Here is a 23,189-nt window from a genome sequence, read left to right on the forward strand (position 1 = left end):
GCGTTCCGCCCGCCCGCCCGCGCTCCCCCTTGAACTCCATCGCTCCGCCTCCCCGCGCCCGCTCCCAAGCCCCACCACTTATTACATACTGCCAAGCCGTCTTCTTTGGCGTTTTGCTTTTCTAGCATGGAGTAGCTCGTACACCGTCGGGACCATAATCAGCGTAAAAATCGTTGCTGAAGTCAGACCTCCGATAACAACGACTGCTAAGCCGCGGGAAACGATGCTGCCTTCTTCGGCTTTGGCTAGGACCAGTGGTACCATTGCACATATGGTTGCTACGGCTGTCATTAAGATCGGACGCATCCGAGTAGCCGCGGCTTCCAGCAAAGACTCACGGATGGTCATGTGCTCTTCGTTTTGCTTCACACGGTCAATCAACACGATGGCATTCGTCACGACGATACCGATCAGCATCAAGAATCCGAAGATCGAGGTTACGTCGAATGACGTTTTTGTAATCATCATCCCGACAATAGCACCAACAGCTGCGAATGGAAGGGAAACCAAACTCGCAATCGGAGCACGGAACGATTTGAACGTAATAATCATGATAAGGAGTACGATCCCAATGGAGATGCCCATGGTCATGAATAAGTCGGCAAAATCACTGGATTGCTCAGCAGATGCTCCACCTACCATCAAAGCGACGCCTGCCGGCAGTTTCAAATCCTTCGTGTTTTTCGTGATCTCTGTATTGATTTTGGAGAGTTTCGTTGAGTCAACAAGCGCCGTCACACGCAAGAATTGTTGATTATTCTTATGAAGGATCGTGTTGGACTCATTCGTCTTTTCGATTTTCGCAACAGAGGTCAAGGCTGCTGGTCCCGTTGCTGTCATGATTTGAATATTCGATAGGTCTGAAATCGTTGACGGATTAATCAAAGCATCGAGCACAACTGGGATTTCTTTGTTCTCCAGCTTCATGGAACCTATCGGTGTTGGGTTCATGAGGGAGCGGATCGTGCCTGCGATTTCCTCAGGTTTCGCGCGTGCAGGATCAACCGTAATCGAGTAGCCCGGTTTCGTTACGTTTTGATTACTCGTCACTTTCTCGACGCCTTCAATCCCTTTAATGGCCCCAATGACATCCGTTGCAGCTTGGTCCAAACTCTTGGCAGAATCTCCCGTCAAATCAACGGTAATCGCTGAACCGCTGTTGCCATCGAAGCTGCCACCGCCTGCTTGCAAATCGGCATCTGGATATTTAGATTTTTGAGTGAGAACCGCATCAATAAAATGCTGTGTATCACCATCTTTTTTCATGAATACTTGAAAGGTTGCATTCGTTGGAGGTGCTACACTACCCCATTTGGCATTATTTTCGGTATTCCCTTGTTGCAGAATGAGATGATCAAGCTCACTTTGCCCAAGCATGAATCTCTCTAATTCCATGGCTTTGTCGCGCACGGTTGAAATTGGAGTTTCTGGTGTGTAGGAAAGTGTAACACTCAACTGGCTTGCAGTGGAGCCTCCAACTGCGCCTTTTGGCATGACGAAGTAAAGGGCAATCGAACCCCCAAACAGAATAAGAGAAACCAATATGGAGATGAATTTATGGTTCAAACTCCAGGATAAAATGCTCCTTAGACCTTGCGACTCTTTATGCTCTTTTAGTTTCGTATTGCGCAGCAACCAAGCGCTCATCAATGGTACGACGGTTAATGCTACGAGCAAGGAGGACAGCAGGGAGTAAGTAACGGTTAGGGCAAATGGAAGCAGGAACGCTTGCAATGAGCCTTTCAGAAGCCCAAGCGGCAGGAACACGGCAACCGTTGTTAAGGTAGAAGCGGTAATCGCTCTAGCCACCTCGCGTGTGGCATCCATTATTAATTCTTTGGAGAACTCCGACTTCTGGGTTCTTCGGAAAATATTTTCGATAACAACAATACTGTCATCAACGAGTCGACCTACGGCTACTGCGACACCGCCAAGCGTCAAAATATTCAATGTCACACCGGATTGGGACAGCAGGAATAATGTTAATCCAAGTGAAAGAGGAATAGACACAATTGTAATGAATGTGGAACGAACATTTCTAAGGAAGATCAGAATTACGATTGTTGCAAATAAGGAACCAAGCAGCACTTCTCTCATCATACTGTTCACGGAAGTGACGACAGATTCAGCTGTGGAATAAATCACCTCAGCTGTCGCACCTGGATATTTCGTCGCGATTTCTTCTGAGATTTTATCAACTTCCTTAGAGATATCAACCGCATTGGAACTAGCGTCCTTGGTTACAACCAACGTAAGGGAATCCTTGCCGTTAATACGAGTCAGTGTATCTTTATTTGAGGCTACTTCAACCGTTGCAACATCTTTTAATTGGACGCCTGGTGCAACTGTTAAATGATTCAGTGTTTGGAGATCGTCGAGATTGCCAACGACCTTAATAGCGCTCGTTTTGCCATCAATGGGTCTTTCACCAACATTCATAGTGACATTCTGCCCTTGAAGGACGCCCATCAGCACTTGAGGGGGTAATTTCGCAGCGGCCAGCTTCCCTTGATCAGGGTGAATGATCACCTGGGATACGGATGTTCCACCAAGTGCTACGCTAGCAAGACCTCTAATTTTCTGATACTCTGGCAAAATTTTCTCTTGAGCTAACTCGACATTTTGTTTAGTGATGCCATCTTTAAAGTTAAGAGATACCCAGGAGAGCGGAATCATCGAGGTATTTAATCGAATAACGAATGGTTTCGACATTCCCGCAGGGAGAACAATTGTGGATAGCGCTTCTTGCACGCTGGCTTGGGCATCCTTCATTGAAATATCCGAATCAAATGTCAAATCAATTTTCATAAAGCCATCGGAAGATGTGGAGAAGACTTCTTTCTTTCCTGGTACGCTGGAGACAGCTTTCTCTATGGGGGTAGTTGCACTATCTAGCATGGATTTGGCATCGTAACCTTGCCCGACAACCGTAACACTAATCTGCGGAAAATCTGCACTCGGCAAAAATTCCATTGGCAATTTAAAATAACTGCCTATTCCCGTGCCTAAGATTAATAGCACCAAGAAAATGACTGCTGCCCTGTTACTGAAAGCCCATTTCGTAAACCATGTCACACGACTCGCTCCCTCTATCTTTATTTCTCTAGTCACAAGTATCGCAGCAAAAATAACGCGAATATGGCTGAGGGTTGGTTTCAACTCGGTCTAGAGTTGGAGATTTCTCTTAGGTGTAGAATTCCATTTTCTGATTGATATATGTAAATAGGGGATGAGCGAGATAGAATTTTCATGATTTGGATAAAAGATTGCCTTGGAGGAAATGCTACCCTTATCGTCCATCGTGTGACGAAGATACTGAAGACGACAGGAAGTGAACGTAACGCATGTTACAAGGCAAAAAGAAGTTGATCTGGATAGTCCTCATCTGTGTGGTCTTGTTCAGTGCTTCCACAACGACTGTATTTGCGTATGGCAAAGGTGCAAAAGGCCCTGATGTCTACGCCGTTCAAGGGATGTTGAAGTCTCTAGGTTACTACTCAGGCCCGATTACAGGTTATTACGGCAATCAAACACAAGCTGGGGTTAAAGCGTTTCAAAGTAGATACGGTTTGCCCGTAACGGGAAATATTGACGATCAAACCTTACAATCCATACTTTGGGCTTATGGGAATTTGAAAATTCCCAAGAAGGCGACGCCAACGCCAGCACCAACACCTGCACCGAAGCAGGATATTACACCGAGTCCAACACCTGTACCAGAGGTTCCACCTACGTCAGGTTTAACGGTAGAAGAGCAGCAAATGCTGGATCTTGTAAATAAAGAGCGAGCAGCTATGGGTCTTGCCGCGCTTACAGCGGATCTGGAACTTACCAAGACAGCTCGTCTAAAGAGCCAAGATATGGTAGACAACAAATATTTTTCTCACGATTCACCAACGTACGGCTCACCCTTCGATATGATGGAGAAATTCGGAATTACGTATAATGCAGCAGGGGAGAATATTGCTTGTAATCAAAGTGTCGCGGCAGCGCATGAAGCGTTAATGAACTCACCGGGGCATAAGGCGAATATACTTAGCAAAGATTACACGCATATTGGTATCGGCATTGTAGATGGCGGACCGTGCGGTAAAATGTTTACCCAACAGTTTATTGGAAAATAGAGATAAGGAGCTAGCGCTTTGGCGCGTAGCTCCTTTGTTTCGTGCTCTGTAGCATCCAGCGGGGAGACCAAAGATGCGAAAATACACTTATTTTCGAGCGGATGGCCCAATAGGGAGATCAAAAGTGCAAAAAGGCAACCTTTTAGGGGCCTGAGGGTGTAAAAGGGTCGGAAGAGGTAGAAATAGTTGCCTTTTTGCACGCATTTGCTAAAAATCCGCGATTTTCCTGCGAAAGGTTGCCATTATGCACTTTTGCGGGGGGCGGGGGCTGGCTAGTTCGATCCCCTGAACTCCCTGGGCTCCCACACTACAAAAAAGAGGATCCTAGCCACATGGCTTTAGGACCCTCTTCATTTTTAAGTCGTAGATACAGGTTTAATGGCTTCGGTCCACTCCGTATACTTGCGAAGTGCAGCACCTTGCTCTATCGCATGCCTAGCCATATAGATACCTTCTTCAATGGAGCCTGCCTTCTGGGAAACCCACAAACGGACAGCGCTGTTGAGTAGAACTATGTTTAAGTAAGGAAGGGAGGCATCTCCTCGCAATACAGACAATGTTGTTTCGGCTTGTAGTTCAGCTGTCCATTCCACTTCTGGCACTTCAACCATAAGCTCATAAATTTCAGGGTCAACAATGAATAGCTCGCTAGCCCCATCTTGAATGAGATACGTTCGAGTTCGTTTTTCTACGCTCAGGTCTTCGGAACCTTCCATTCCTTGCACCACTATACCGCGGGAAACCCCGAGCTCGATCAATAAATTCGTGACCTTCTCAAAAACAGTGCCATGAAACACGCCAACAGCCATATAAGGAGCTTCAGTGAAACGAAGCAGCTTCTCCGCCGTGTTGAATACAGTTCTCAAACCGAGTTCTTTGCGAATTTCACGCAGATCGCCAAGTGGCGCACACCAGCTTTCGGTCGGTGTAAACAAGAATCCTGTTCGCGCTGCAGCAGAAACCAGTGCTTCGCGTGATGCCTCAAGTGCGTTTACGCCCATTGTCGCAAGCACATCGGACAAGGTGATGCCCCATTTGGGCGGCATGCTCGGACTGCCGTGCAGCGTAGTTGGCAATCCGCAGGCTGCGAGTACGAATGCGGTTGGTAGCGTTGCGATAAATGTGCGCGAGCGGCCATCATAAGGCCCGGCGCAATCGATACTTCCTGCCATGGGATAAGTGCTGATCCGATTACGTAATGCATGAATAAAGGCTTTGATTTCATCAGGGGATTCCATTTTAATTCGCTCAGCGACAAGGAAAGCTCCGATTTGAGCTTGAGTGGCTGCACCCGTAAGAATGAGTTCGGCTGCTTGAGCAGCTTCTTCATAAGTAAGATCTCTAGCTCCGCGTTTACCGCGGCCTACTTCTTTTAATAAGGATATCATCGTTTGCGGCCCCCTTTGTTCTGATCCTGTAGTATCTGATATACCTTGACGATGGAGGTTGCGACGTCAACCATGCGCTTACGTTCATTCATTGCTTGTTTGCGGAGGAAATCATAAGATTCAGCTTCTGAGATGCCTTTGATTTCGCATAAGATTCGCTTCGCCTGATCAACCCATTTACGTTCTTCGAGCTTGGATAGCAGTTGTTCGCGCTCCTGATGCCACTCTGTTCGCTGGAAATAATGGTTCACACCTAGTATCAACGCGCAATGAATTTCGAGTGGGCTCATCGTCGGGCCAATCAAACCATCTATGCCCCCATCCATCTTACATTCATTAGAAGGAAAAGTTTGCTTATCACACCACCAGAAGATGGGAAGACTCCGCTGCGCCAGCAAACGTATTCGCCAATCTGTGACTTGTTCGGGACCTACTGATAATAATACAGCATCGATCTTAGGGATGATAAAGGAAATTTCTTTCATATTAGATGAAGTATAAATACGAAACCCCAAATCCTTCAAGATTTCATCAGGTAAACATTCTTTTCCTTGAGTGTCTTCCGTTCGAAGGGCAAGTGAGGGCTCAGAGGAGGTAGCTGAGCGAGTTGTCATGAACTCGTCGATCAGAATGAATGATTGTAACATGGGAATACCTCCATCTTGAATAACGTTATCTCATGATAAGTACATGTTAGGTTTTAGTCTTATTTGGTATTATTATACGGCAATACTATAGCATATGCACCTAAAATTTGTCGATATCCTATCCGCACTCTCTGTAATAATATTTTTGTGTTATGTTTATTGACATACAATTAAACGCGTCGTATAATCAAGTTAAGAAATCGGCACAATGATGTGCCACTTAAGCGAAGGCAACGGTGCCTATCCCCTTACCAATACGTAACTGGATAGGCTTTTTATGTTCAATGTAATGAAAAAACTACATCTATCATGCTGTTCACGAGGAAGTGGCAGCAGTGGCAATGAGGCCGATAAACATCCCGTAACTGACCGGGAATGTTTGTCGGCCTTTTCTGTCAGGCGTGCAGTCAAACAAATGGATAGGACAAAAAGAAGGCGAAAAGCCTCACAAAAGGAGAGGGATTGCATGGTTGATCGGAAAAGTTTTATGCAAGTGGGGCACAAAGGGTCTTTGTTCAGTTCATTCTTGTATTTCGACATGAGCTTCATGGTTTGGGTACTCCTCGGACCGCTAGCTGTCATCCTTGCCAAAGATTTTGGGTTAGATGCCGCACAGAAAGCCAATTTGGTTGCTTTGCCAACATTGGGTGGGGCGGTCCTACGACTAGTACTCGGTGTACTAACGGATAAAATTGGTCCCAAACTAACAGGACAGATTGGACTTTCGTTAACCTTAATTCCACTATTCTGGGGATGGCAGTTCGCGAACACGATGGGAGATATGTACTTTGTAGCTCTGATGCTTGGTATCGCAGGGGCAAGCTTTGCTGCAGCATTACCGCTCGCGAGCTCTTGGTATCCACCGCAGTATCAAGGATTAGCAATGGGGATTGCAGGGGCAGGAAACAGCGGAACGATTTTCGCTACGTTGTTTGCCAATCGTTTAGCACAACATTATGGCGACTGGCACGTTGTATTCGGAATTGCCATGATTCCAATCGCGATAACACTGGTTATTTTTAGTATTTTGGCTAAGGATAGTCCCAATAAACCAGCTCCAAAAACGATTGCAGAGTACGGCAAAGTATTGAAGCAAAAGGATTCTTGGTTATTCTGTATTTTCTATAGTGTTACTTTCGGTGGTTTTGTAGGAATGGCCTCTTATCTTACGATTTTCTTTAATACGCAATATGGACTTTCGCCTGTACGTGCTGCGGATTTTACAACACTTTGTGTCATCGGCGGCAGCTTCTTCCGTCCTGTCGGTGGATGGCTCGCAGATAAGATTGGCGGCATTCGCATGTTAATGGTGCTCTACGGAGTTGTTGGTTTAATGATGGCCGGTATCTCCACGCTTCCTGCCCTTTCATTAACAACGGTCATGCTCTTCGTTGCCATGATGGCTTTCGGGATGGGGAATGGTTCGGTATTCCAACTTGTGCCCCAACGCTTCAAATCGGAAATCGGTGTAATGACAGGGATTGTTGGAGCAGCAGGAGGTTTAGGTGGTTACTTCTTGCCCAAAATTCTTGGCAACCTGAAACTATCCACAGGTTCGTTCACACCAGGGTTCCTCATTCTTAGTGGAATTGCAATTGGCTGTATCGTCATTATTGCTGTTGTGCAAGGGCAATGGAAACGTACATGGATTGGTGAAGGCGGTAAAGTAAAAGCAGCTCCTTCCAACATGGATACAGTTCAAGCTTAACGTAGGCAAGGTACGCCGCTGACTCTACTCGGTCAGCGGCACAACCGGTAAAGTTTTTGCTCATGCAGCCTGCACATCAGGCTGTATGGGCAAAGACGTTACGACTAGCGTCTTTGCAGTTCAACCCAACAATCGAACTGCTCAAGCTCCATATCCCACCTTCGTCATTTGGGAGCCCCGCTCCTAAATGACCCTTTTCCACAACAATCTAAATTCAATTGAATGCCATAGTATATGGATGGAAGGATGATCACAATGACAGTCAAGAAAGAGAAGCTAGTCCTGGTCGGAAACGGAATGGCAGGTGTTAATGCCGTTGAGCATCTGCTCAAACTAGCACCAGATAAATATGAAGTTACGATTTTCGGCAGTGAACCTCATCCCAACTACAATCGAATTCTGTTGTCCTATGTCCTCTCCGGCGACTCCAAAGTGGAGGATATCGTCATCCACCCTTATGAATGGTATACGAACAATCATATTACCTTATATACGAATCAAACCATCACGGGAATCGACACAATGCTCCAAACCGTAACAAGCGATAAAGGGATGACGGTTTCCTATGATAAATTGATTTTGGCAACAGGCTCTAACCCATTCATGATTCCTATGCCTGGTGCAGACAAAGAAGGTGTCATGGCCTATAGAACGATCCGAGATTGTGAAATTATGATAGAGTCGGCTAAAAAGTATAAGAAAGCGATTGTCATCGGCGGCGGTTTGCTAGGCTTAGAAGCAGCGCGTGGTTTCCTAAATCTCGGGATGAAAGTCGATGTCGTTCATATCGTGGATACGATTATGGAACGTCAGCTGGATCGGACAGCATCCAAAATGCTGCAAGGGGCTCTCGAAGAGCAAGGCATCAACTTCCTATTAGAGAAGCAATCGGCAGAGATTGTAGGAGATAAACGCGTCACGGGCCTTAAATTTAAGGATGGCACGATTGCTGAAGCCGACCTTATCGTAATGGCTGTGGGCATCAGGCCGAATGTAGCCCTTGCGAAGGAATCTGGTATCGAATGCAATCCAGGCATCATTGTCAATGATTACTTGCAAACAAGCGTTCCGAATGTGTACGCCGTTGGTGAATGTGCGATGCACAGAGGCATCGCGTATGGTCTAGTAGCACCGCTCTATGAGCAAGGTGCCGTACTCGCAAAGCATTTGGCTGGCGTAGAAACGGGGCCGTATGAAGGTTCTATTTTGTACACGAAGCTCAAAGTATCTGGTGTTGATGTATTCTCAGGCGGTCAATTCGTTGAGGCGGAAGGGACCAAAGCGATTCGTATTCACGATGAATTCTCAGGTGTCTATAAGAAAGTCGTGATTAAGGATAATAAAATTATCGGTGCCGTACTTTTTGGTGATACAGCTGACGGTACGCGACTTATGCAAATGATTAGGGAAGAAACAGATATTAGTGGGATGGGCAAAACGGCGATTCTAACGGATGGTTCAAGTGGCGGTGGCGGTGCGGCCTCTGGTGTAGCGGATATGAAGGATGACGCGATTATCTGCGGTTGTAACGGTGTAACGAAAGGGACCATCTGTTCGGCCATTAAGGATCAAGGTTTAACGACGGTTGATGAAGTGAAGAACTGTACAACAGCATCTCGTTCCTGTGGAGGATGTAAGCCACTAGTGAGTGATCTGTTAGCTTATACACTTGGGGCGTCCTACGATAAAAATGCTGCAAAAGAAACCATCTGTGGCTGTACAACGCACACGCGTGACGAAGTCGTTACGGCGATTCGGGAAAAAGGTTTATCCCATGTACGCGAAGTTATGAACGTCCTTGAATGGAAAAATGAAGAAGGCTGCTCCAAATGCCGCCCAGCATTGAATTATTATTTGGGCATGATTCGCCCTGAATCTTATCAAGATGACAGCACGTCCCGATTCGTCAATGAGCGTATGCATGCCAATATTCAAAAGGACGGTACGTACTCTGTTGTTCCACGGATCTATGGCGGTGTTACGAATCCGACGGAGCTTAAGCGCATTGCAGAGGTTGCTGAACAGTTCAACGTGCCCACAGTGAAATTTACTGGCGGACAGCGTCTCGACTTGCTAGGTGTGAAAAAAGAAGATTTGACCGCGATGTGGGAAGCCTTGGATATGCCATCGGGGTATGCTTATGGGAAAGCGCTACGGACCGTGAAAACATGTGTCGGCGAAACGTTCTGCCGTTTTGGTACGGGGGATGCGATGGGTGTTGGTATTGAGTTGGAGAAGCGTTTTGAACGCTTGAATACACCGGCGAAAGTGAAGCTTGCTGTATCCGGCTGCCCGCGAAACTGTGCAGAATCAGGCATTAAGGATCTCGGTGTCGTATCCGTCGATGGCGGATGGGAGCTGTATGCAGGTGGCAACGGTGGCGTGAAAGTCCGCGTTGGTGATTTGATGAGCACAGTGAAGACCGAAGAAGAAATCATCGAATATACCGAAGCGTATCTGCAATATTACCGAGAAACAGGGAAGTACGGCGAGCGTACGAGCGAATGGGTGCACCGTCTGGGCATTGAGCATATTCGTGAGGTTGTTGAGAACGAGGCAGAGCGCAAACAATTGTGTGAACGTATGGATTTGGCCTTATCCGTAACACAAGATCCATGGAGGCAAGCCATCGATAGCAAGAAAATCCAACGTGATCTCTATGAAGTTGTTGAACTGAAGTAGAAATAGAGAGATAAACAGGGAGGAGCAGAGAAAATGATTACACAAAATGAGCAAATGATCTGGGTGCAAGCCGTTTCCTATGAGGATTTAGCTTTTAATACAGGGAGGACGATTCGTTATCAAGGAGAAGAGGTTGCCTTATTCAAATTGAAAAGTGGTAAACTTCAAGCGATCCAAAATCGTTGTCCCCATAAAGAGGGCGTTCTTGCCGAAGGCATCGTCTGTGATGACCACGTATTCTGCCCTATGCATGATCGCAAAATTCATTTGCCTTCTGGTCTTGTGCAAGCTCCGGATACTGGCTGCGTGAAAACGTACCTGACCAAAGTAGATGAGGCTGGAGATGTATATATCGGATTTCCCATCCATAATGAAATGGCTAGTTAGCCCTTATATAACCTAAATATACCTATTAAGAGAGCTAGATCTGCGGGGGTGGGAGCGATGAAATCAACATTGGTTACATTAACGGATGAACAACCCTCCTCCCATTGTTGCTTTTGCAGTATGCAGTGTGGTTTGGAGATAATACCTAGTGAGAAGACAGAGGGCTTAACCATTAAGCCGAGTGGTCATTTCCCAGTGGCAACAGGTCGTTTATGTCAAAAGGGTTTGAATGCCTTGGAACATGTCGTTCATGCGGAACGGATTATGGAGCCGCTCTATAGGGAGAAGGCTAGAGTAGGACATTGGCGGCAAGTCGCTTGGGAGTCGGCTTACGAGGATATTGCGCAGCGAATTCACGCATTGCAAGCGGAACATGGGCGCGATGCGATCGGTGTTTATGGCGGCGGATCCTTAACGAATGAAGTAAGTTACTTACTTGGGAAGTTTACACGCGTAGCGCTTAGGTCCAAATATATTGATTATAACGGTCGTTACTGTATGTCATCGGCAGCGGCTGCGAGTAATAAAGCTTTCGGTATCGATCGCGGGATGACGATGCCTCTATCAGAAATTCCGAATGCGAAATATATCATCCTAGCAGGCACGAATATTGCGGAATGTCAGCCTACGATGATGCCCTATCTATTGGAAGCAAAGAAAAAAGGCGCCGTGATCGTGACCATTGATCCGCGTAATACCATGACTTCCAAAACGGCAGATATTCATGTGAGGCTGCAACCTGGTTTTGATTCCGTGTTCATTAATGGACTCTTGCATGTCATGATCGAGGAGAATCTCGTTGATCACAAGTTCATTCAATCACGTACGTCCGGTTTCGAACAAGTGAAAGAAGCTGTCAAATCATTTACACCGGCTCGTGTTGAGTATGTAACGGGCATCCTTGAAGCGGTGGTACGGACAATCGCTCGTGGTTTCGCCAAGGCGGAGACGGGCATCGTGCTAACGGCGAGAGGGTTGGAGCAGCAAGTGAATGGGGTTGAGAATACACTCAATTACATTAACCTTGCACTGCTCACGGGTAAAATAGGACGTTCAGGCTGCGGTTATGGCGCTGTGACGGGGCAAGCGAACGGCCAAGGTGGTCGTGAGCATGGGCAGAAAGCCGACCAGCTCCCGGGTTACCGCCTGATTGAAGATCCCGCTGCGCGTGAGCATGTGGCGAAAGTGTGGGGCATCGATCCGCAGGAGTTGCCCGGTAAAGGCGTCTCAGCTTACGAACTGTTGCAGAAAATCGACGAAGGCGAGATTAAGGCATTAATTGTGCTAGGATCGAATCCGCTCGTTTCAAGTCCGAATAATCGGATGGTTGAGCGAGCATTGCAAAAGCTGGATCTACTCGTCGTCGTAGATATGTTCGAAACCGAAACGGCACGATATGCCCATTACTTGTTGCCCGGTTCTTCCTTCGCTGAAGCAGAAGGGACCATGACCAACTTGGAGGGGCGCGTATTTCATCGGCAGAAAGCTATGGAGCCCCCAGGCAATTGCAAGCTTGATTATCACATTATCAGCGAACTGGCTGATGCACTTGGACGAGGCGCTTACTTTCAATATGCGGGTATTGAAGACGTGTTTCGTGAACTAGCCGCAGCTAGTGCAGGTGGCAAAGCTGATTATAGCGGCATCACTTACGAACGTTTGCAAAAGGAGAAAGGGATCTTCTGGCCATGCGGGTCAGCTGACCATCCGGGAACACCGCATTTATTCCAAGATCATTTTCATCATGCGGATGGCAAAGCCCTCTTGTTCGGCATACAGCCGAAAATGCCTGCAGAACCCATAGATAGCGACTTTCCCTTCGTGCTCACTACTGGGCGTCTGGCCAACCATTATTTAAGCGGTGCGCAAACGCGCCGCACCGAAGCTCTTCATAAGAAGGCACCTGTACCTGTTGCCGAAATCCATCCATCTTTGGCCAAACGAATCGGCCTAAGCGTGGAACAAAAAATCCGGATCACCAGCCGGCGTGGTTCTTTGGTCTTCCAAGTCAAGGTCACCGAGGGGATCCAGCCTCGCACCGTCTTCGTGCCTTTCCATTGGGGCGACGAGCATTCGATCAACGTGTTGACGAACGACGCCTTGGATCCAACGAGTCGGATGCCAGAGTTTAAGATTTGTGCGGTGAGGGTTGAGAGAGTGGATTGAAATAGAGCACCCCAGTTGGGAATCCAGCTGGGGTGTTTATTTGGTTAGATCATTACACCATTACCCGGCTCCGGGCCTTAACAACCCCGAACTGCGAACCACCAAATTTCAAACCAAACACAAACACCAAACATCAAAGATCAAAGATCAAACACCAAACACCAAACACCAAACACCAAACATCAAACACCAAACATCAAACATCAAACATCAAACATCAAACACCAAACATCAAACATCAAACATCAAACACAAACCACCAATCAGTATCCAGCTCGGCTAACCTCAACTTGGAATCCTCTGGCACCTCGAGTCACCGCCACAAACATCGTTTTATACTTTAACTGGATTTTATACAGTTATTTCCGCGGAATCACGCTAAATATTCCATTTAGATGGAAAATGTACAGTTAATTTATCCCATTTACCTCAATTCTACTAAAATGAGCCAATATAACTACATAAAATCCATCTAAATTTAATTTCAATGGATTTTAAGCAATTTTAGATGTACAAAATCCAGTTAATTTTGTTCGTGCCGGTAATTGGGTAGTTAATTGGCACTGTGACTGGTACATTAGGTCAATGTAGAAATGGAATAGAGAGTTGAATAGAATCTAAAGACAAACATAAAAGCCCCCGTTCCCCTCCGAAGGAGGGTGGGTGGCTTGCATGGATCCCTTTGCTGGTGACGGAATCAGATCTTTAATTCCCCAAGCTTAATCAGTTCTACAACCGCTTGTGAACGACCCTTGACATTTAATTTCTGCATGACGTTCGATATATGATTCCTCACAGTCTTTTCACTAATGAAAAGCTGCTGTGCGATATCCTTTGTCGTTTTGTCCTGCACTAAGAGTTCGAATACTTCGCGTTCGCGGTTCGTAAGTAAAAATTTGTTTTTGTGGTCGCTGCCCATGGATGTGTGTCACCCCTCCTTGCTCGGGTATTGGGAATTACAAGGTTAAGGGATACAGTCAAAATTAGTTTATGAAGGGCTGCTGTCAATGGTGCGGTATCCGGAGAAAAATAGGCGGAATGTATTTTTGAGTTTCAGCGCTAGGCGTGGTAAGCTGAATTAAGGTGTATTCGTAACCGAAAGGGGCTGCTTCGGATGTTCAGGCGTGATTATTTGATGCGACAGATTGAACAATTGACGGTGGTGCTGCATCGGATTCTTTTTAACAAGGAACATATCCCAATTGAAGATGCGCAGAGACAGCTAGATGAAGTCAGTCGTCATTTGTTGGGTTTGAATATTCGTTCCCTCCAGTCATTATCCAGTAAGGATATTCTGGAATTGCTATCCTACCAAGGGAGTATTGATACGGCGAAGGCGTTAGTTATTAGTGATATGTTCGTGGGGCAAGGAAACCTGCTGCTGCAGCATGAAGAAGATGGGGAGGCGTATTGGGCCTATTTGAAATCGTTGGATCTACTCCTCCATGTATCGCTTTCAGATGAAGTTGAGCCGGAAGATGAGGTCAATCAGGAAATTGCCTTAAGATTGGTACAGAGTTTGGAGTTATTGAAGGGCTGGCGAATCCCAGAAGAGATACAGAAGTTGCTATTTCTACATTATGAGAAACAAGGTAATTATGCGAAGGTTGAAGATGTTTTGTTTCATTACATGGAGGATCATCCGGAGAAGTCAGAGATCCTGGAGCGAGGTCTTATTTTTTACGAAAAACTGCTTGGGGCTCAGGACGAGCAATTGAAGGCTGGGAATTTTAGCAGGGAAGAAGTGCTAGAAGGTTTAACGATCATGAAACAGAAGATGCTCTTATAACATTTTAATCGTAGAATTATTATTATAAAGCTGAGGGTGTTGAAAAGATGGCATGGTACCAAGAAAGTTTTGGCGATGATTATTTACTTGTGTACAAACATAGAGACATGCAAGGCGCATACGATGAAGTGAAGAAAATGGTGGACTGGTTGGAGCTTGAGCAAGGAGCTCGACTTCTAGATCTTTGTTGTGGGATGGGTCGGCATTCGATGGCGCTTGCGGAGTGTGGTTATACCGTCACAGGCGTGGATTTGTCGCAAGTGTTGTTACAGGAAGCCATTAAGCAGAGTGGAAAAGAGCAAGTGACTTGGATTAACGGTGATATGCGGGATGTACCGCTCTGTGAGCCGTTTGATGCAGTTGTGAATTTGTTTACGTCTTTTGGTTATTTTGATGAAGATGAGCAGAATGAGAAAGTGCTTCACGAGATGCATCGACTGTTAAAAAAGGAAGGTCGTTTCATAATTGATTTTCTGAATCCGGTTTATGTGAAGGAGAACTTGGTCCCGCAGTCGGAACGGAAGGTAGATGATTTGACCATTCGTGAGATGAGAACGATCGAAAATGGCTGCGTGCGCAAACGGATCACGATCTCTCAAGCGGGGGCACCTGATCGGCATTATTTGGAACAGGTGAAGTTGTACGAGCGTCCGGTATTTGAGGCGATGTTGGCCAAAGCGGGATTACATATTGATCATGTATACGGTGACTATGAAGGTCAGGCGTATTCGCCAGAAGTTTCGAGTCGGATGATTTTTGTTGGACAGAGGGAAGGATGACTACCGGGATATGAACGTCGTGACCGTACATACAGATGAAATTACACAAGTGAAAGTGCCGTTGCCATTCCCTTTGCGGTGGGTGAATGCTTACCTGATTCGCGGCAGCAACGGTTACACGGTAATCGATCCGGGACTGCACACGCCGGAAGCGGAAGCGCTCTGGGAGCAAGTGCTCGAGGAGCAAGGGATTGGGTATGAGAACGTGGAACAAATCGTGCTCACCCACCACCATCCCGACCACTACGGGATGGCCGGTTGGTTCCAGGAGCGCACGGGCGCACCGGTTCTCCTCTCGGAGACCGGATACGCGCAAGTGCAGCTCCTGTGGGGCCCGGAGCAGCCGATGTCTCCGCTGCTCCTGGAGCTTTTTGCCCGGCATGGCTTCCCCGAAGCCGGGCTGATTGAGATGACGAAGCACATGGTGAGCTTCGTCGATCTGGTCTCCCCGCAGCCGCAGGTTACCCTGCTGCGTGAAGGGCCTGTGCGCCTCGGCGACCGCGTCTATGAAGCCATCGAGACCCCCGGCCATGCCGCTGGGCATCTGGTCTTCTACGATGCGGAGGCGCAGGTGATATTTTGCGGCGACCACGTCCTGCCGCAAATATCGCCGAACGTTTCCTTCCTCCCGCAGGTGGAAGAAAACCCGCTCGGCGCATACTTGAGCAGCCTGCAGGAGATCGGCAGGCTGCCGGTTGCGATGGCTTACCCGGGGCACCGGGAGCCATGGAAGGGCTTCAGCGCACGCGCAGAGGAGCTCGTGCGCCATCATCATGAGCGGCTCGCGCTCATGGAAGGGCAGCTAAGCGCGCCGCAGAGCGCTTATGAGGTGTGCCGGGCGACGTTCGGCGACCGGCTGAGTATTCACCAGATGCGATTCGCGCTGTCGGAGACGATCGCACACCTAATCCTGCTGGAGGCCGAAGGCCGCATTCAGCAGGTGGACCCGCAAGCAGATCGTGTGTACTACGTCGCGATATCCAAATAAGTTAAATCCCCCTTCAACGTGAGTGGTTGAAGGGGGATTTTGGTTTCACAAATTTTTACTCTAAGCGTTATATTTCTCAGAGTTGAGGAACGTAGTTGCTTAAACTTAGATTTCGGGTAAAAGCGCTGAAAGCGGTGAATAATGGAACTTCCGTTTTTCGCAAAAATAAGAGAACCACATTCCGTATGCAACGCTTCCATCCCGCGGAAACACGACACTACGTAGCTACTCCAACACATATTCCGATCCGAACAGCACTCCTTACACAAACTATACATGAATGAGTTACATAAACGCGTTGTACTCATCCACCAGTAGCTTGATTTGTTGAGTCTGAGAGGAGATACGGAACGTAGATCCGCTAATATGCAATTAATTGATACTTCTACGGAGATACGGAACGTAGATCCGCTAATATGCAATTAATTGATACTTCCACGGAGATACGGAACGTAGATCCGCTAATATTGCAAATAAGCGATGTTTTGCCCGGATTTCACGTAAATAGCGTCCTCTCGTTCCGTTATGTGACGAAAAGGGGCTGAAAACGCAAAATAAAGGATCTACGTTCCGTTAGACGGAAGGGGAGTGGAGATATTCCGGCAGGTTTTCGGTTCAAGTCGCCTAATGCCCTAGACTGTTCTCTTGATCTTCTGATCTTCAGATCTTCAGATCTTCAGATCTTCTGCGCCTCTGCACCTCTGCACCTTTACTCTCTCTCCCCTAAAGCTCACTTCAAAGGCTTACTATACGTAGGCGTATGATTATGCGCTAATCGACCACAAGCGGCTGCCACAATTCCACAGACCATATCGTCAATAAAGGTATTGCATTTGCCATCAGCGTGATCGCTGTCGAGTTGCTCGATAATACCGATTTTGGCTTTATCGAGATAGCCGAAATTCGTGAGTGCAATCGTCCCGTACATGAGAGGGACAGCAGTTGCGATGCTTTCATCAACGCCGAAAAGTCCTTCGTCCATCCCAACAATATGATTGTATTGTGGATTGAATTCTTTGGCCTCAACCGCTGTATCAATCTTGATCGCGAGTTGAAGCGCATGGAAGGTTTGCTGTTTGCGAAGGACCGCCAGAATATGCTCTTCACAGAGACTTCGTGGCATATCGGGATTGTAAGGGCGCTGCAATTGATCAAGAATCTCGACCATATCATCCAGCAGCACGCCTCGAGCCTCGAGCATTTGCAGATTGCGTTTGGCGTAATCCTCTTTCACGTTGTCCGAAATAATGACACTCGCGGTTGAGGCGACAATCGCACAAATCCCCTTGGAGATGAAGGATTTGGGTCTTTTCGTCGGGAAAAAGAAACGGAATTTGCAGTCGATGAAACCGAATAATGAGATTGCGCCGCTCCCGTATAATCCGCAAATGGACATCGCAATGGTGCGATGAACGTTATAGGCAGGGTCTTTCATGCTAGCTAGCAGCTCAGCATCATGCTTCACCTTTTTTTGAAGTTCCATGAGTGTGGACATGACGTTGAAAGTTTCCGTTTTACTTAATACCCCGAGCAATGTGGTTGTAATTAAGTCGGTTGGAATTTTCTTAATGCCTTTTATTTCAACAAGCAATCTAGCGACTGCTTCTTCAATGACAGCTTGTGGATAGTGACTGAAAACCTCTTCTCGAAATTCATTGAAAATGAGGGTCTTTTCCTTCAAAAATGTTCTCATAGTAAGACCTCCTTGATCCTGTGTCAGAAAGTGGTTAATCCGTTTGATCGTGACTATGTATATCGGTTTCACGCTGGTATTTAGTATAGCATACCAGTTCGAAATGACGAAGATTGGTCATAATCCTCTTAACGACGAAATTTTTTTGTGATTCATAGAAAGGTGGACAAAAAGTAGTTATAAATCGGACAAAGCCCCGTATACATAGTAATACGAAAAAGCATCGTACAGGCCATGCGAATAGCAGAAATCGAAGGAGGAAATAAGCAAATGAAACATCAACATTGGATCCGTTCAGCCGCTTTAGCGGGGGTGATTGTTCTACTGACCACGGGATGTTCCATTTTGGGCAGTGGAAAGAAAAGTGACATCGATGCTCCTCCTGGGGCAAGTACAGACGTAGATGCGAAGACAACTTCAGCTGCCGTTACCGTCGACATGTCTGGAGATATCACATCACAAATGACAGTGTATGTGAAAGATGCCAAGGGCTTCGTGACTCCGTTAAGTCTAGCGTTGCCGAAGACAGTCTCCGTTGCTAAGACAACATTAGAGTATATGGTGGATGGCGGGCCAGAGACAAGTCAGCTTCCTTCTGGTTTCCAAGCGCTTCTGCCGAAGGGAACTAAGGTTATTAGTTTGAATGTAAAATCAGACAAGAGTGCAATCGTTGATTTCTCGAAAGAGTTCCTAAATTACGATGTGAAGGATGAGCGTAAGCTCCTTGAGGCTATCACGTGGAATTTGACGAATTTCCAGACGATTGATAAAGTTCAACTGCGCGTGGATGGTAAGGATTTGAAAGAAATGCCTAAAGGGAAAACGCCGCTAGATGCACCGTTAGCACGTACAATGGGTATCAATCTGGAGAAGTCAGAAGATACCGAATTTGGTCAAGCTACACCGGTTACGCTTTATTTCCTCAATCAAAATGATCAAAATTACAAATATTATGTCCCTGTGACTCGCCTAATTAAGAGAACGGACGATGTTGCGAAGGCGGTGGTCGAGCAATTAATTAAAGGTCCGGATCAGAAGAAGGGACTTGGTGCTGTTCTCAATGCAACAACAGAGCTCAAGAGCATTAAGCCAGGCGAAGGTTTAATTACCGTGGATTTCTCCAACAAGCTGCTGGGTACAGATCAGAAAGCTTCTGCGGATGCTTTGCAATCCGTCATCTTGTCTTTAACAGAGAACACTACATTTAAACAAGTACAAATTAAAGTGGATGGCGCTGTGAAAATTACTTCTACAGATAATCAAAACTACAGCAAACCTGTTTTGAGACCAACGCATATTAATCCTGCGATCAAGCTGTAATCCCATTGCTAAACTCACGTTCCACCAGGTGATCCCGACGTTTATTAACGGAGGGATACCTGGTGGATTTCCTTTTTTTATCAGATTCACTAGCGCTAGGATGCTTTTCCTCCATGAGTTTGTTACAATGGGGCGTAAGGATTTGTGCATGAGATGTAGCTACAGGAGGAGAAAGACATTTATGAGAATTGGTGGAAGAACGGATCAAGACCTGCGACCTATGCAAATAACCCCTCATTATATAAAGCACGCAGAAGGCTCGGTCCTCATTGAGGTTGGGGATACGAAAGTCATTTGTACAGCAACAGTAGAGGAACGTGTTCCTCCTTTTATGAAAGGGCAAGGGAAAGGCTGGGTTACTGCGGAATACGCAATGCTGCCGCGGGCAACGCAAGTTCGTAATCAGCGTGAAGCAGCAAAAGGTAAACTTGGTGGACGGACGATGGAAATTCAACGTCTGATCGGTCGAGCTCTACGTTCGGTTGTTAGCCTAGAAGCGCTTGGCGAAAGATCCATTACGCTGGATTGTGATGTGATCCAGGCAGATGGCGGTACACGTACGGCATCCATTACCGGTGCTTTCGTAGCGATGGCATTCGCAATTAACAAGCTTGCTACTGATAAAAACCTAGCCAAATTCCCAATCAACGACTTCCTCGCAGCAGTTAGTGTTGGTGTTATTGGAGAAACTCCGAAGCTGGATTTGAATTACGAAGAGGACTCCAAGGCCAAAGTGGATATGAATGTCGTGATGACGGGGCGAGGTCAATTCGTTGAAGTTCAAGGGACGGGCGAAGATGCGCCGTTTTCCCGCAAAGAGCTTGATGAGTTGTTGGCGCTGGCCGAAGCGGGAATTAACACCATGATTGAGGTACAATCCGGTGTGCTAGGGCCGATCGCAGATCGTATTCGAGGTGCTGGGCATGCGGCTACAAAGTAATTTTGTTGTTATCGCAACGCGCAATGAAGGTAAGGTGAAAGAGTTCGCCAAGCTTTTCGGAGCGAAAGGATATAAGGTTCGAAGCTTAGCGGATTACTCGGATTTACCTGAAATTGTCGAGAGTGGGAAGACTTTTGCAGAGAATGCGCGCATTAAGGCACAGATCATTTCAGCGCATCTTCATGTTCCTGTATTAGCTGATGATTCTGGTTTGTGTGTGAGGGCATTAGGTGGTGATCCAGGCGTATATTCAGCACGCTACGCGGGTGAAGATGCTACGGATGCTGACAATAATGCCAGACTGCTTCAGGCTTTGCATGAGTTGGAAGATCGGATCGAGCTTAGCGCTGGGGATGGCCACCCTCCCTTATTGAGTGAGGCCTCCTTCGTTTGTGCACTCAGTTTAATTGACCCCGTGGCGAATGAAGTGATCGAAGCGGAAGATGTCTGCCAAGGTTTTATCATACACGAGAAACGTGGCGAAGGCGGATTTGGTTATGATCCGTTATTCTACATCCCATCACTGGGCCGGACGATGGCTGAGTTGACCATGGAAGAGAAGAATGAAATGAGTCATCGAGCCAAAGCCTTGCGTATGTTCTTGGATCAGCTTCCTGATCAAACCAACTAAATAAAAAGACCTGCAGCCAACGTGAATGCGTGGCGCAGGTCTTTTTTATTTTTCAGGTGTCATCTACAAGTTCATCTAGCGGATCGATATCTTATAAGTGCGCAGCCACAGATCCACTTGAGCTAAGTAAGCGAATAGCTGCGGCCCCGTCATTAACTGACCGAACCAAGGGAGGTTGAAGTCATTGGACTCGGAGCTGGCGAGTGCGCGAATCTTTTTCACATCGATAAAAGGCAAGATAGGGGACGAAGGATCATCTAGAATTTCCAAAACCCATTTTCTCACAGCAGTCAAATAATTCGGGTTGTGGGTTTTCGGATATGGACTTTTCTTCCTCGTCAGCACATCTTCAGGCAGTACACCTCGTAAGGCTTGACGTAATATGCCTTTTTCCCGATCGCCAGAGGTTTTAATTTCCCAAGGAATGTTCCACACATATTCAACCAATCGATGATCACAGAAGGGTACGCGTACCTCGAGGCCCACGGCCATACTCATGCGGTCTTTACGATCAAGCAATGTAGGCATGAAGCGTGTGATATTCAAATAGGACATTTCTCGCATCCGATTCTGCTGCTTGGTTTCCCCGGCTAAACGAGGCACCTCGCTTAAGGCTTGCTGGTATCGATTGCTGACATATTCGACAGGCTTAATCCAATCGATGAAATCGGAGGCGAGCAGGTCGACCCGATTCGCTAACTTGAGTGACCACGGGAACGTGTTCGCTTCTAGAGCTTCTGCATTGTGGAACCATGGGTAACCCCCGAATATTTCATCAGCAGCCTCACCAGAGATAGCAACTGTAGCTTCTTTTTTGATTTCGCGGCAAAATAAATAGAGAGACCCGTCGACATCGGCCATCCCCGGTGTATCGCGGGCTATTACGGCTGTCTTCAGGGATTCCACAAGCTCTGGTGTATCAAATTCAATGTAATGATGCTCCGTGCCTAAATGTTCCGTCATCCTCTTAATCCAAGGGGCATCTGAGTTCGGTTGGAATAGGTTTGCTTTAAAATGTTTGTCGTTATCCTTGTAGTCCACAGAGAAAGTATGCAGCGGTCCTTTCCCGCTTTCCTGGTAATGCGTAGCAGCGAGCGCAGTAAGTGCGCTAGAATCGAGTCCGCCAGAGAGGAGCGTACAGATCGGAACATCCGAGACGAGTTGGCGCTCTGCCGTATCCCGAAGCAATTGCTGTACTTGCGCGGCCGTACCCGCAATATCATCGGGATGGGGATGGCTTTCGAGCTTCCAGTACGTTCGAATGGATAGCCCGTTCCGATCAAAAATGGCAAATTGACCTGGCTTCAGCTCCGACATGTTGCGATAAATCCCATGTCCAGGCGTTCTAGCCGGTCCGACAGCGAATATTTCAGCAAAGCCTTCGGCACCAACTTCTGCTTTGAAATCTGGGTGAGCTAGAATGGCTTTTGGCTCAGACCCGAATAATAGCACACTATCCTGATGGGAATAAAAAAGAGGCTTAACGCCAAGTCTATCCCGTACGAGAGTCAGTGACTGCTCTTGGTCATTCCAAGCCGCGAAAGCAAAGATGCCGTTTAAGCGGTCAATACAAGCTTTTCCCCACTCGATAAAGGCTACAAGGAGGACTTCGGTATCACATGTTGTTCGAAAATGATGACCGCGAAGCTCAAGCTCTTTTTTTAACTCTGGGGCATTATAGAGTTCGCCATTATATACGATGGTATACGTATAGTCGCCTTGTTTACGGACCATAGGCTGAGCGCCATTCTGCGGATCCATAACACTTAGACGTCGATGTCCGAGGGCACAATGCTGTGTAATCCAGGTGCCAGATGCATCAGGTCCGCGCAGTTGGAGCGTTTCCGTCATATTTTCTAGAATGGACGGGTACCCGGTCAAGTCTTTCCGCCAATCTATCCAACCCGTTATTCCGCACATAGACGTTCCTTCCTTTCTTTTGAGGAG

General features: G+C 46.9%; 17 protein-coding genes. 11 read left to right on the forward strand and 6 right to left on the reverse strand.

Annotated features, from left to right (window positions below; all coding sequences use genetic code 11):
- Window positions 1-81 precede the first annotated feature (81 nt).
- Entirely contained in the window at window positions 82-3,075 is a 2,994-nt protein-coding gene (locus tag A8708_RS16600; RefSeq protein WP_068665377.1) for an efflux RND transporter permease subunit, read from the reverse strand.
- 269 nt (window positions 3,076-3,344) lie between these two features.
- Between A8708_RS16600 and A8708_RS16605 the strand changes: the two genes are divergently transcribed.
- Window positions 3,345-4,124: a peptidoglycan-binding protein gene (locus A8708_RS16605; protein WP_068665379.1), complete on the forward strand. Its 780-nt coding sequence runs from the start codon at window positions 3,345-3,347 to the stop codon at window positions 4,122-4,124.
- A gap of 356 nt (window positions 4,125-4,480) precedes the next feature.
- Here the strand turns inward: A8708_RS16605 and A8708_RS16610 are convergent, their stop codons facing one another.
- Both A8708_RS16610 and A8708_RS16615 read right to left on the reverse strand, forming a co-directional pair.
- A complete protein-coding gene (locus tag A8708_RS16610; RefSeq protein ID WP_068665381.1) occupies window positions 4,481-5,512 on the reverse strand; it encodes an anthranilate phosphoribosyltransferase in 1,032 nt (343 codons plus the stop codon).
- Window positions 5,509-6,159 (reverse strand): ANTAR domain-containing response regulator, encoded by a 651-nt coding sequence (locus A8708_RS16615; protein ID WP_239696729.1) that lies wholly within the window; start codon window positions 6,157-6,159, stop codon window positions 5,509-5,511. The genes A8708_RS16610 and A8708_RS16615 overlap by 4 nt, the downstream gene beginning before the upstream one ends.
- 466 nt (window positions 6,160-6,625) lie before the next feature.
- On the opposite strand from A8708_RS16615, the gene A8708_RS16620 reads away from it, so the two are divergent.
- The 4 genes from A8708_RS16620 (at window position 6,626) to A8708_RS16635 (ending at window position 13,102) form a co-directional block, all read left to right on the forward strand.
- The gene (locus A8708_RS16620; protein WP_068665383.1) at window positions 6,626-7,867 is read left to right on the forward strand and encodes a nitrate/nitrite transporter; all 1,242 of its coding nucleotides are present in this window, start codon (window positions 6,626-6,628) and stop codon (window positions 7,865-7,867) included.
- A gap of 255 nt (window positions 7,868-8,122) precedes the next feature.
- Window positions 8,123-10,549 (forward strand): nitrite reductase large subunit NirB, encoded by a 2,427-nt coding sequence (gene nirB / locus A8708_RS16625; RefSeq protein WP_068665385.1) that lies wholly within the window; start codon window positions 8,123-8,125, stop codon window positions 10,547-10,549.
- Between the two features lie 33 nt (window positions 10,550-10,582).
- A complete protein-coding gene (gene nirD / locus A8708_RS16630; protein ID WP_068665387.1) occupies window positions 10,583-10,936 on the forward strand; it encodes a nitrite reductase small subunit NirD in 354 nt (117 codons plus the stop codon).
- Between the two features lie 57 nt (window positions 10,937-10,993).
- Window positions 10,994-13,102, forward strand: coding sequence for a molybdopterin oxidoreductase family protein (locus tag A8708_RS16635; protein WP_082927574.1), 2,109 nt, complete (start codon window positions 10,994-10,996; stop codon window positions 13,100-13,102).
- Window positions 13,103-13,799: 697 nt separating this feature from the next.
- Here A8708_RS16635 and A8708_RS16640 read toward each other — a convergent pair.
- The gene (locus A8708_RS16640) at window positions 13,800-14,021 is read right to left on the reverse strand and encodes a helix-turn-helix domain-containing protein (RefSeq protein WP_028556998.1); all 222 of its coding nucleotides are present in this window, start codon (window positions 14,019-14,021) and stop codon (window positions 13,800-13,802) included.
- A 195-nt stretch (window positions 14,022-14,216) separates the two neighbouring features.
- Between A8708_RS16640 and A8708_RS16645 the strand changes: the two genes are divergently transcribed.
- The 3 genes from A8708_RS16645 to A8708_RS16655 are packed head-to-tail and all read left to right on the forward strand — an operon-like array spanning window position 14,217 to window position 16,658.
- Complete coding sequence (locus A8708_RS16645) at window positions 14,217-14,891, forward strand: DUF6483 family protein (RefSeq protein WP_068665390.1); 675 nt, start codon at window positions 14,217-14,219, stop codon at window positions 14,889-14,891.
- Window positions 14,892-14,938: 47 nt separating this feature from the next.
- Entirely contained in the window at window positions 14,939-15,670 is a 732-nt protein-coding gene (locus A8708_RS16650) for a class I SAM-dependent methyltransferase (RefSeq protein WP_068665391.1), read from the forward strand.
- Between the two features lie 10 nt (window positions 15,671-15,680).
- Window positions 15,681-16,658 carry an MBL fold metallo-hydrolase gene (locus A8708_RS16655; protein ID WP_068665393.1) on the forward strand — a complete coding sequence of 326 codons (978 nt, stop codon included), beginning with the start codon at window positions 15,681-15,683 and terminating at the stop codon, window positions 16,656-16,658.
- Window positions 16,659-17,388: 730 nt separating this feature from the next.
- Here the strand turns inward: A8708_RS16655 and A8708_RS34890 are convergent.
- Window positions 17,389-18,351, reverse strand: coding sequence for a phosphatidylglycerophosphatase A family protein (locus A8708_RS34890; RefSeq protein ID WP_082927576.1), 963 nt, complete (start codon window positions 18,349-18,351; stop codon window positions 17,389-17,391).
- Window positions 18,352-18,621: 270 nt separating this feature from the next.
- On the opposite strand from A8708_RS34890, the gene A8708_RS16665 reads away from it, so the two are divergent.
- The 3 genes from A8708_RS16665 to A8708_RS16675 all read left to right on the forward strand — a co-directional run bounded on the left by A8708_RS16665 (window position 18,622) and on the right by A8708_RS16675 (window position 21,242).
- Window positions 18,622-19,671 (forward strand): GerMN domain-containing protein, encoded by a 1,050-nt coding sequence (locus tag A8708_RS16665; RefSeq protein ID WP_068665395.1) that lies wholly within the window; start codon window positions 18,622-18,624, stop codon window positions 19,669-19,671.
- A gap of 181 nt (window positions 19,672-19,852) precedes the next feature.
- Window positions 19,853-20,611 carry a ribonuclease PH gene (gene rph / locus A8708_RS16670; protein WP_068665397.1) on the forward strand — a complete coding sequence of 253 codons (759 nt, stop codon included), beginning with the start codon at window positions 19,853-19,855 and terminating at the stop codon, window positions 20,609-20,611.
- A complete protein-coding gene (locus A8708_RS16675) occupies window positions 20,595-21,242 on the forward strand; it encodes an XTP/dITP diphosphatase (RefSeq protein WP_068665399.1) in 648 nt (215 codons plus the stop codon). Before rph ends, A8708_RS16675 begins: the two co-directional genes overlap by 17 nt.
- A 75-nt stretch (window positions 21,243-21,317) precedes the next feature.
- On the opposite strand, the gene asnB is transcribed toward A8708_RS16675, so the two are convergent.
- Window positions 21,318-23,162: an asparagine synthase (glutamine-hydrolyzing) gene (gene asnB, locus A8708_RS16680; RefSeq protein ID WP_068665401.1), complete on the reverse strand. Its 1,845-nt coding sequence runs from the start codon at window positions 23,160-23,162 to the stop codon at window positions 21,318-21,320.
- Between the last annotated feature and the right edge of the window lie 27 nt (window positions 23,163-23,189).

The sequence above is a fragment of the Paenibacillus oryzisoli genome, from assembly GCF_001653565.1.
Classification (GTDB): Bacteria; Bacillota; Bacilli; order Paenibacillales; family NBRC-103111; genus Paenibacillus_E; species Paenibacillus_E oryzisoli.

Coding starts and splice junctions, on each gene's coding strand:
- A8708_RS16605 (WP_068665379.1), top strand. CDS start 3,345: ATGTTACAAGGCAAAAAGAAGTTGATCTGGATAGTCCTCATCTGTGTG.
- A8708_RS16610 (WP_068665381.1), bottom strand. CDS start 5,512: ATGATATCCTTATTAAAAGAAGTAGGCCGCGGTAAACGCGGAGCTAGA.
- A8708_RS16615 (WP_239696729.1), bottom strand. CDS start 6,159: ATGTTACAATCATTCATTCTGATCGACGAGTTCATGACAACTCGCTCA.
- A8708_RS16620 (WP_068665383.1), top strand. CDS start 6,626: ATGGTTGATCGGAAAAGTTTTATGCAAGTGGGGCACAAAGGGTCTTTG.
- nirB (WP_068665385.1), top strand. CDS start 8,123: ATGACAGTCAAGAAAGAGAAGCTAGTCCTGGTCGGAAACGGAATGGCA.
- nirD (WP_068665387.1), top strand. CDS start 10,583: ATGATTACACAAAATGAGCAAATGATCTGGGTGCAAGCCGTTTCCTAT.
- A8708_RS16635 (WP_082927574.1), top strand. CDS start 10,994: ATGAAATCAACATTGGTTACATTAACGGATGAACAACCCTCCTCCCAT.
- A8708_RS16640 (WP_028556998.1), bottom strand. CDS start 14,021: ATGGGCAGCGACCACAAAAACAAATTTTTACTTACGAACCGCGAACGC.
- A8708_RS16645 (WP_068665390.1), top strand. CDS start 14,217: ATGTTCAGGCGTGATTATTTGATGCGACAGATTGAACAATTGACGGTG.
- A8708_RS16650 (WP_068665391.1), top strand. CDS start 14,939: ATGGCATGGTACCAAGAAAGTTTTGGCGATGATTATTTACTTGTGTAC.
- A8708_RS16655 (WP_068665393.1), top strand. CDS start 15,681: ATGAACGTCGTGACCGTACATACAGATGAAATTACACAAGTGAAAGTG.
- A8708_RS34890 (WP_082927576.1), bottom strand. CDS start 18,351: ATGAGAACATTTTTGAAGGAAAAGACCCTCATTTTCAATGAATTTCGA.
- A8708_RS16665 (WP_068665395.1), top strand. CDS start 18,622: ATGAAACATCAACATTGGATCCGTTCAGCCGCTTTAGCGGGGGTGATT.
- rph (WP_068665397.1), top strand. CDS start 19,853: ATGAGAATTGGTGGAAGAACGGATCAAGACCTGCGACCTATGCAAATA.
- A8708_RS16675 (WP_068665399.1), top strand. CDS start 20,595: ATGCGGCTACAAAGTAATTTTGTTGTTATCGCAACGCGCAATGAAGGT.
- asnB (WP_068665401.1), bottom strand. CDS start 23,162: ATGTGCGGAATAACGGGTTGGATAGATTGGCGGAAAGACTTGACCGGG.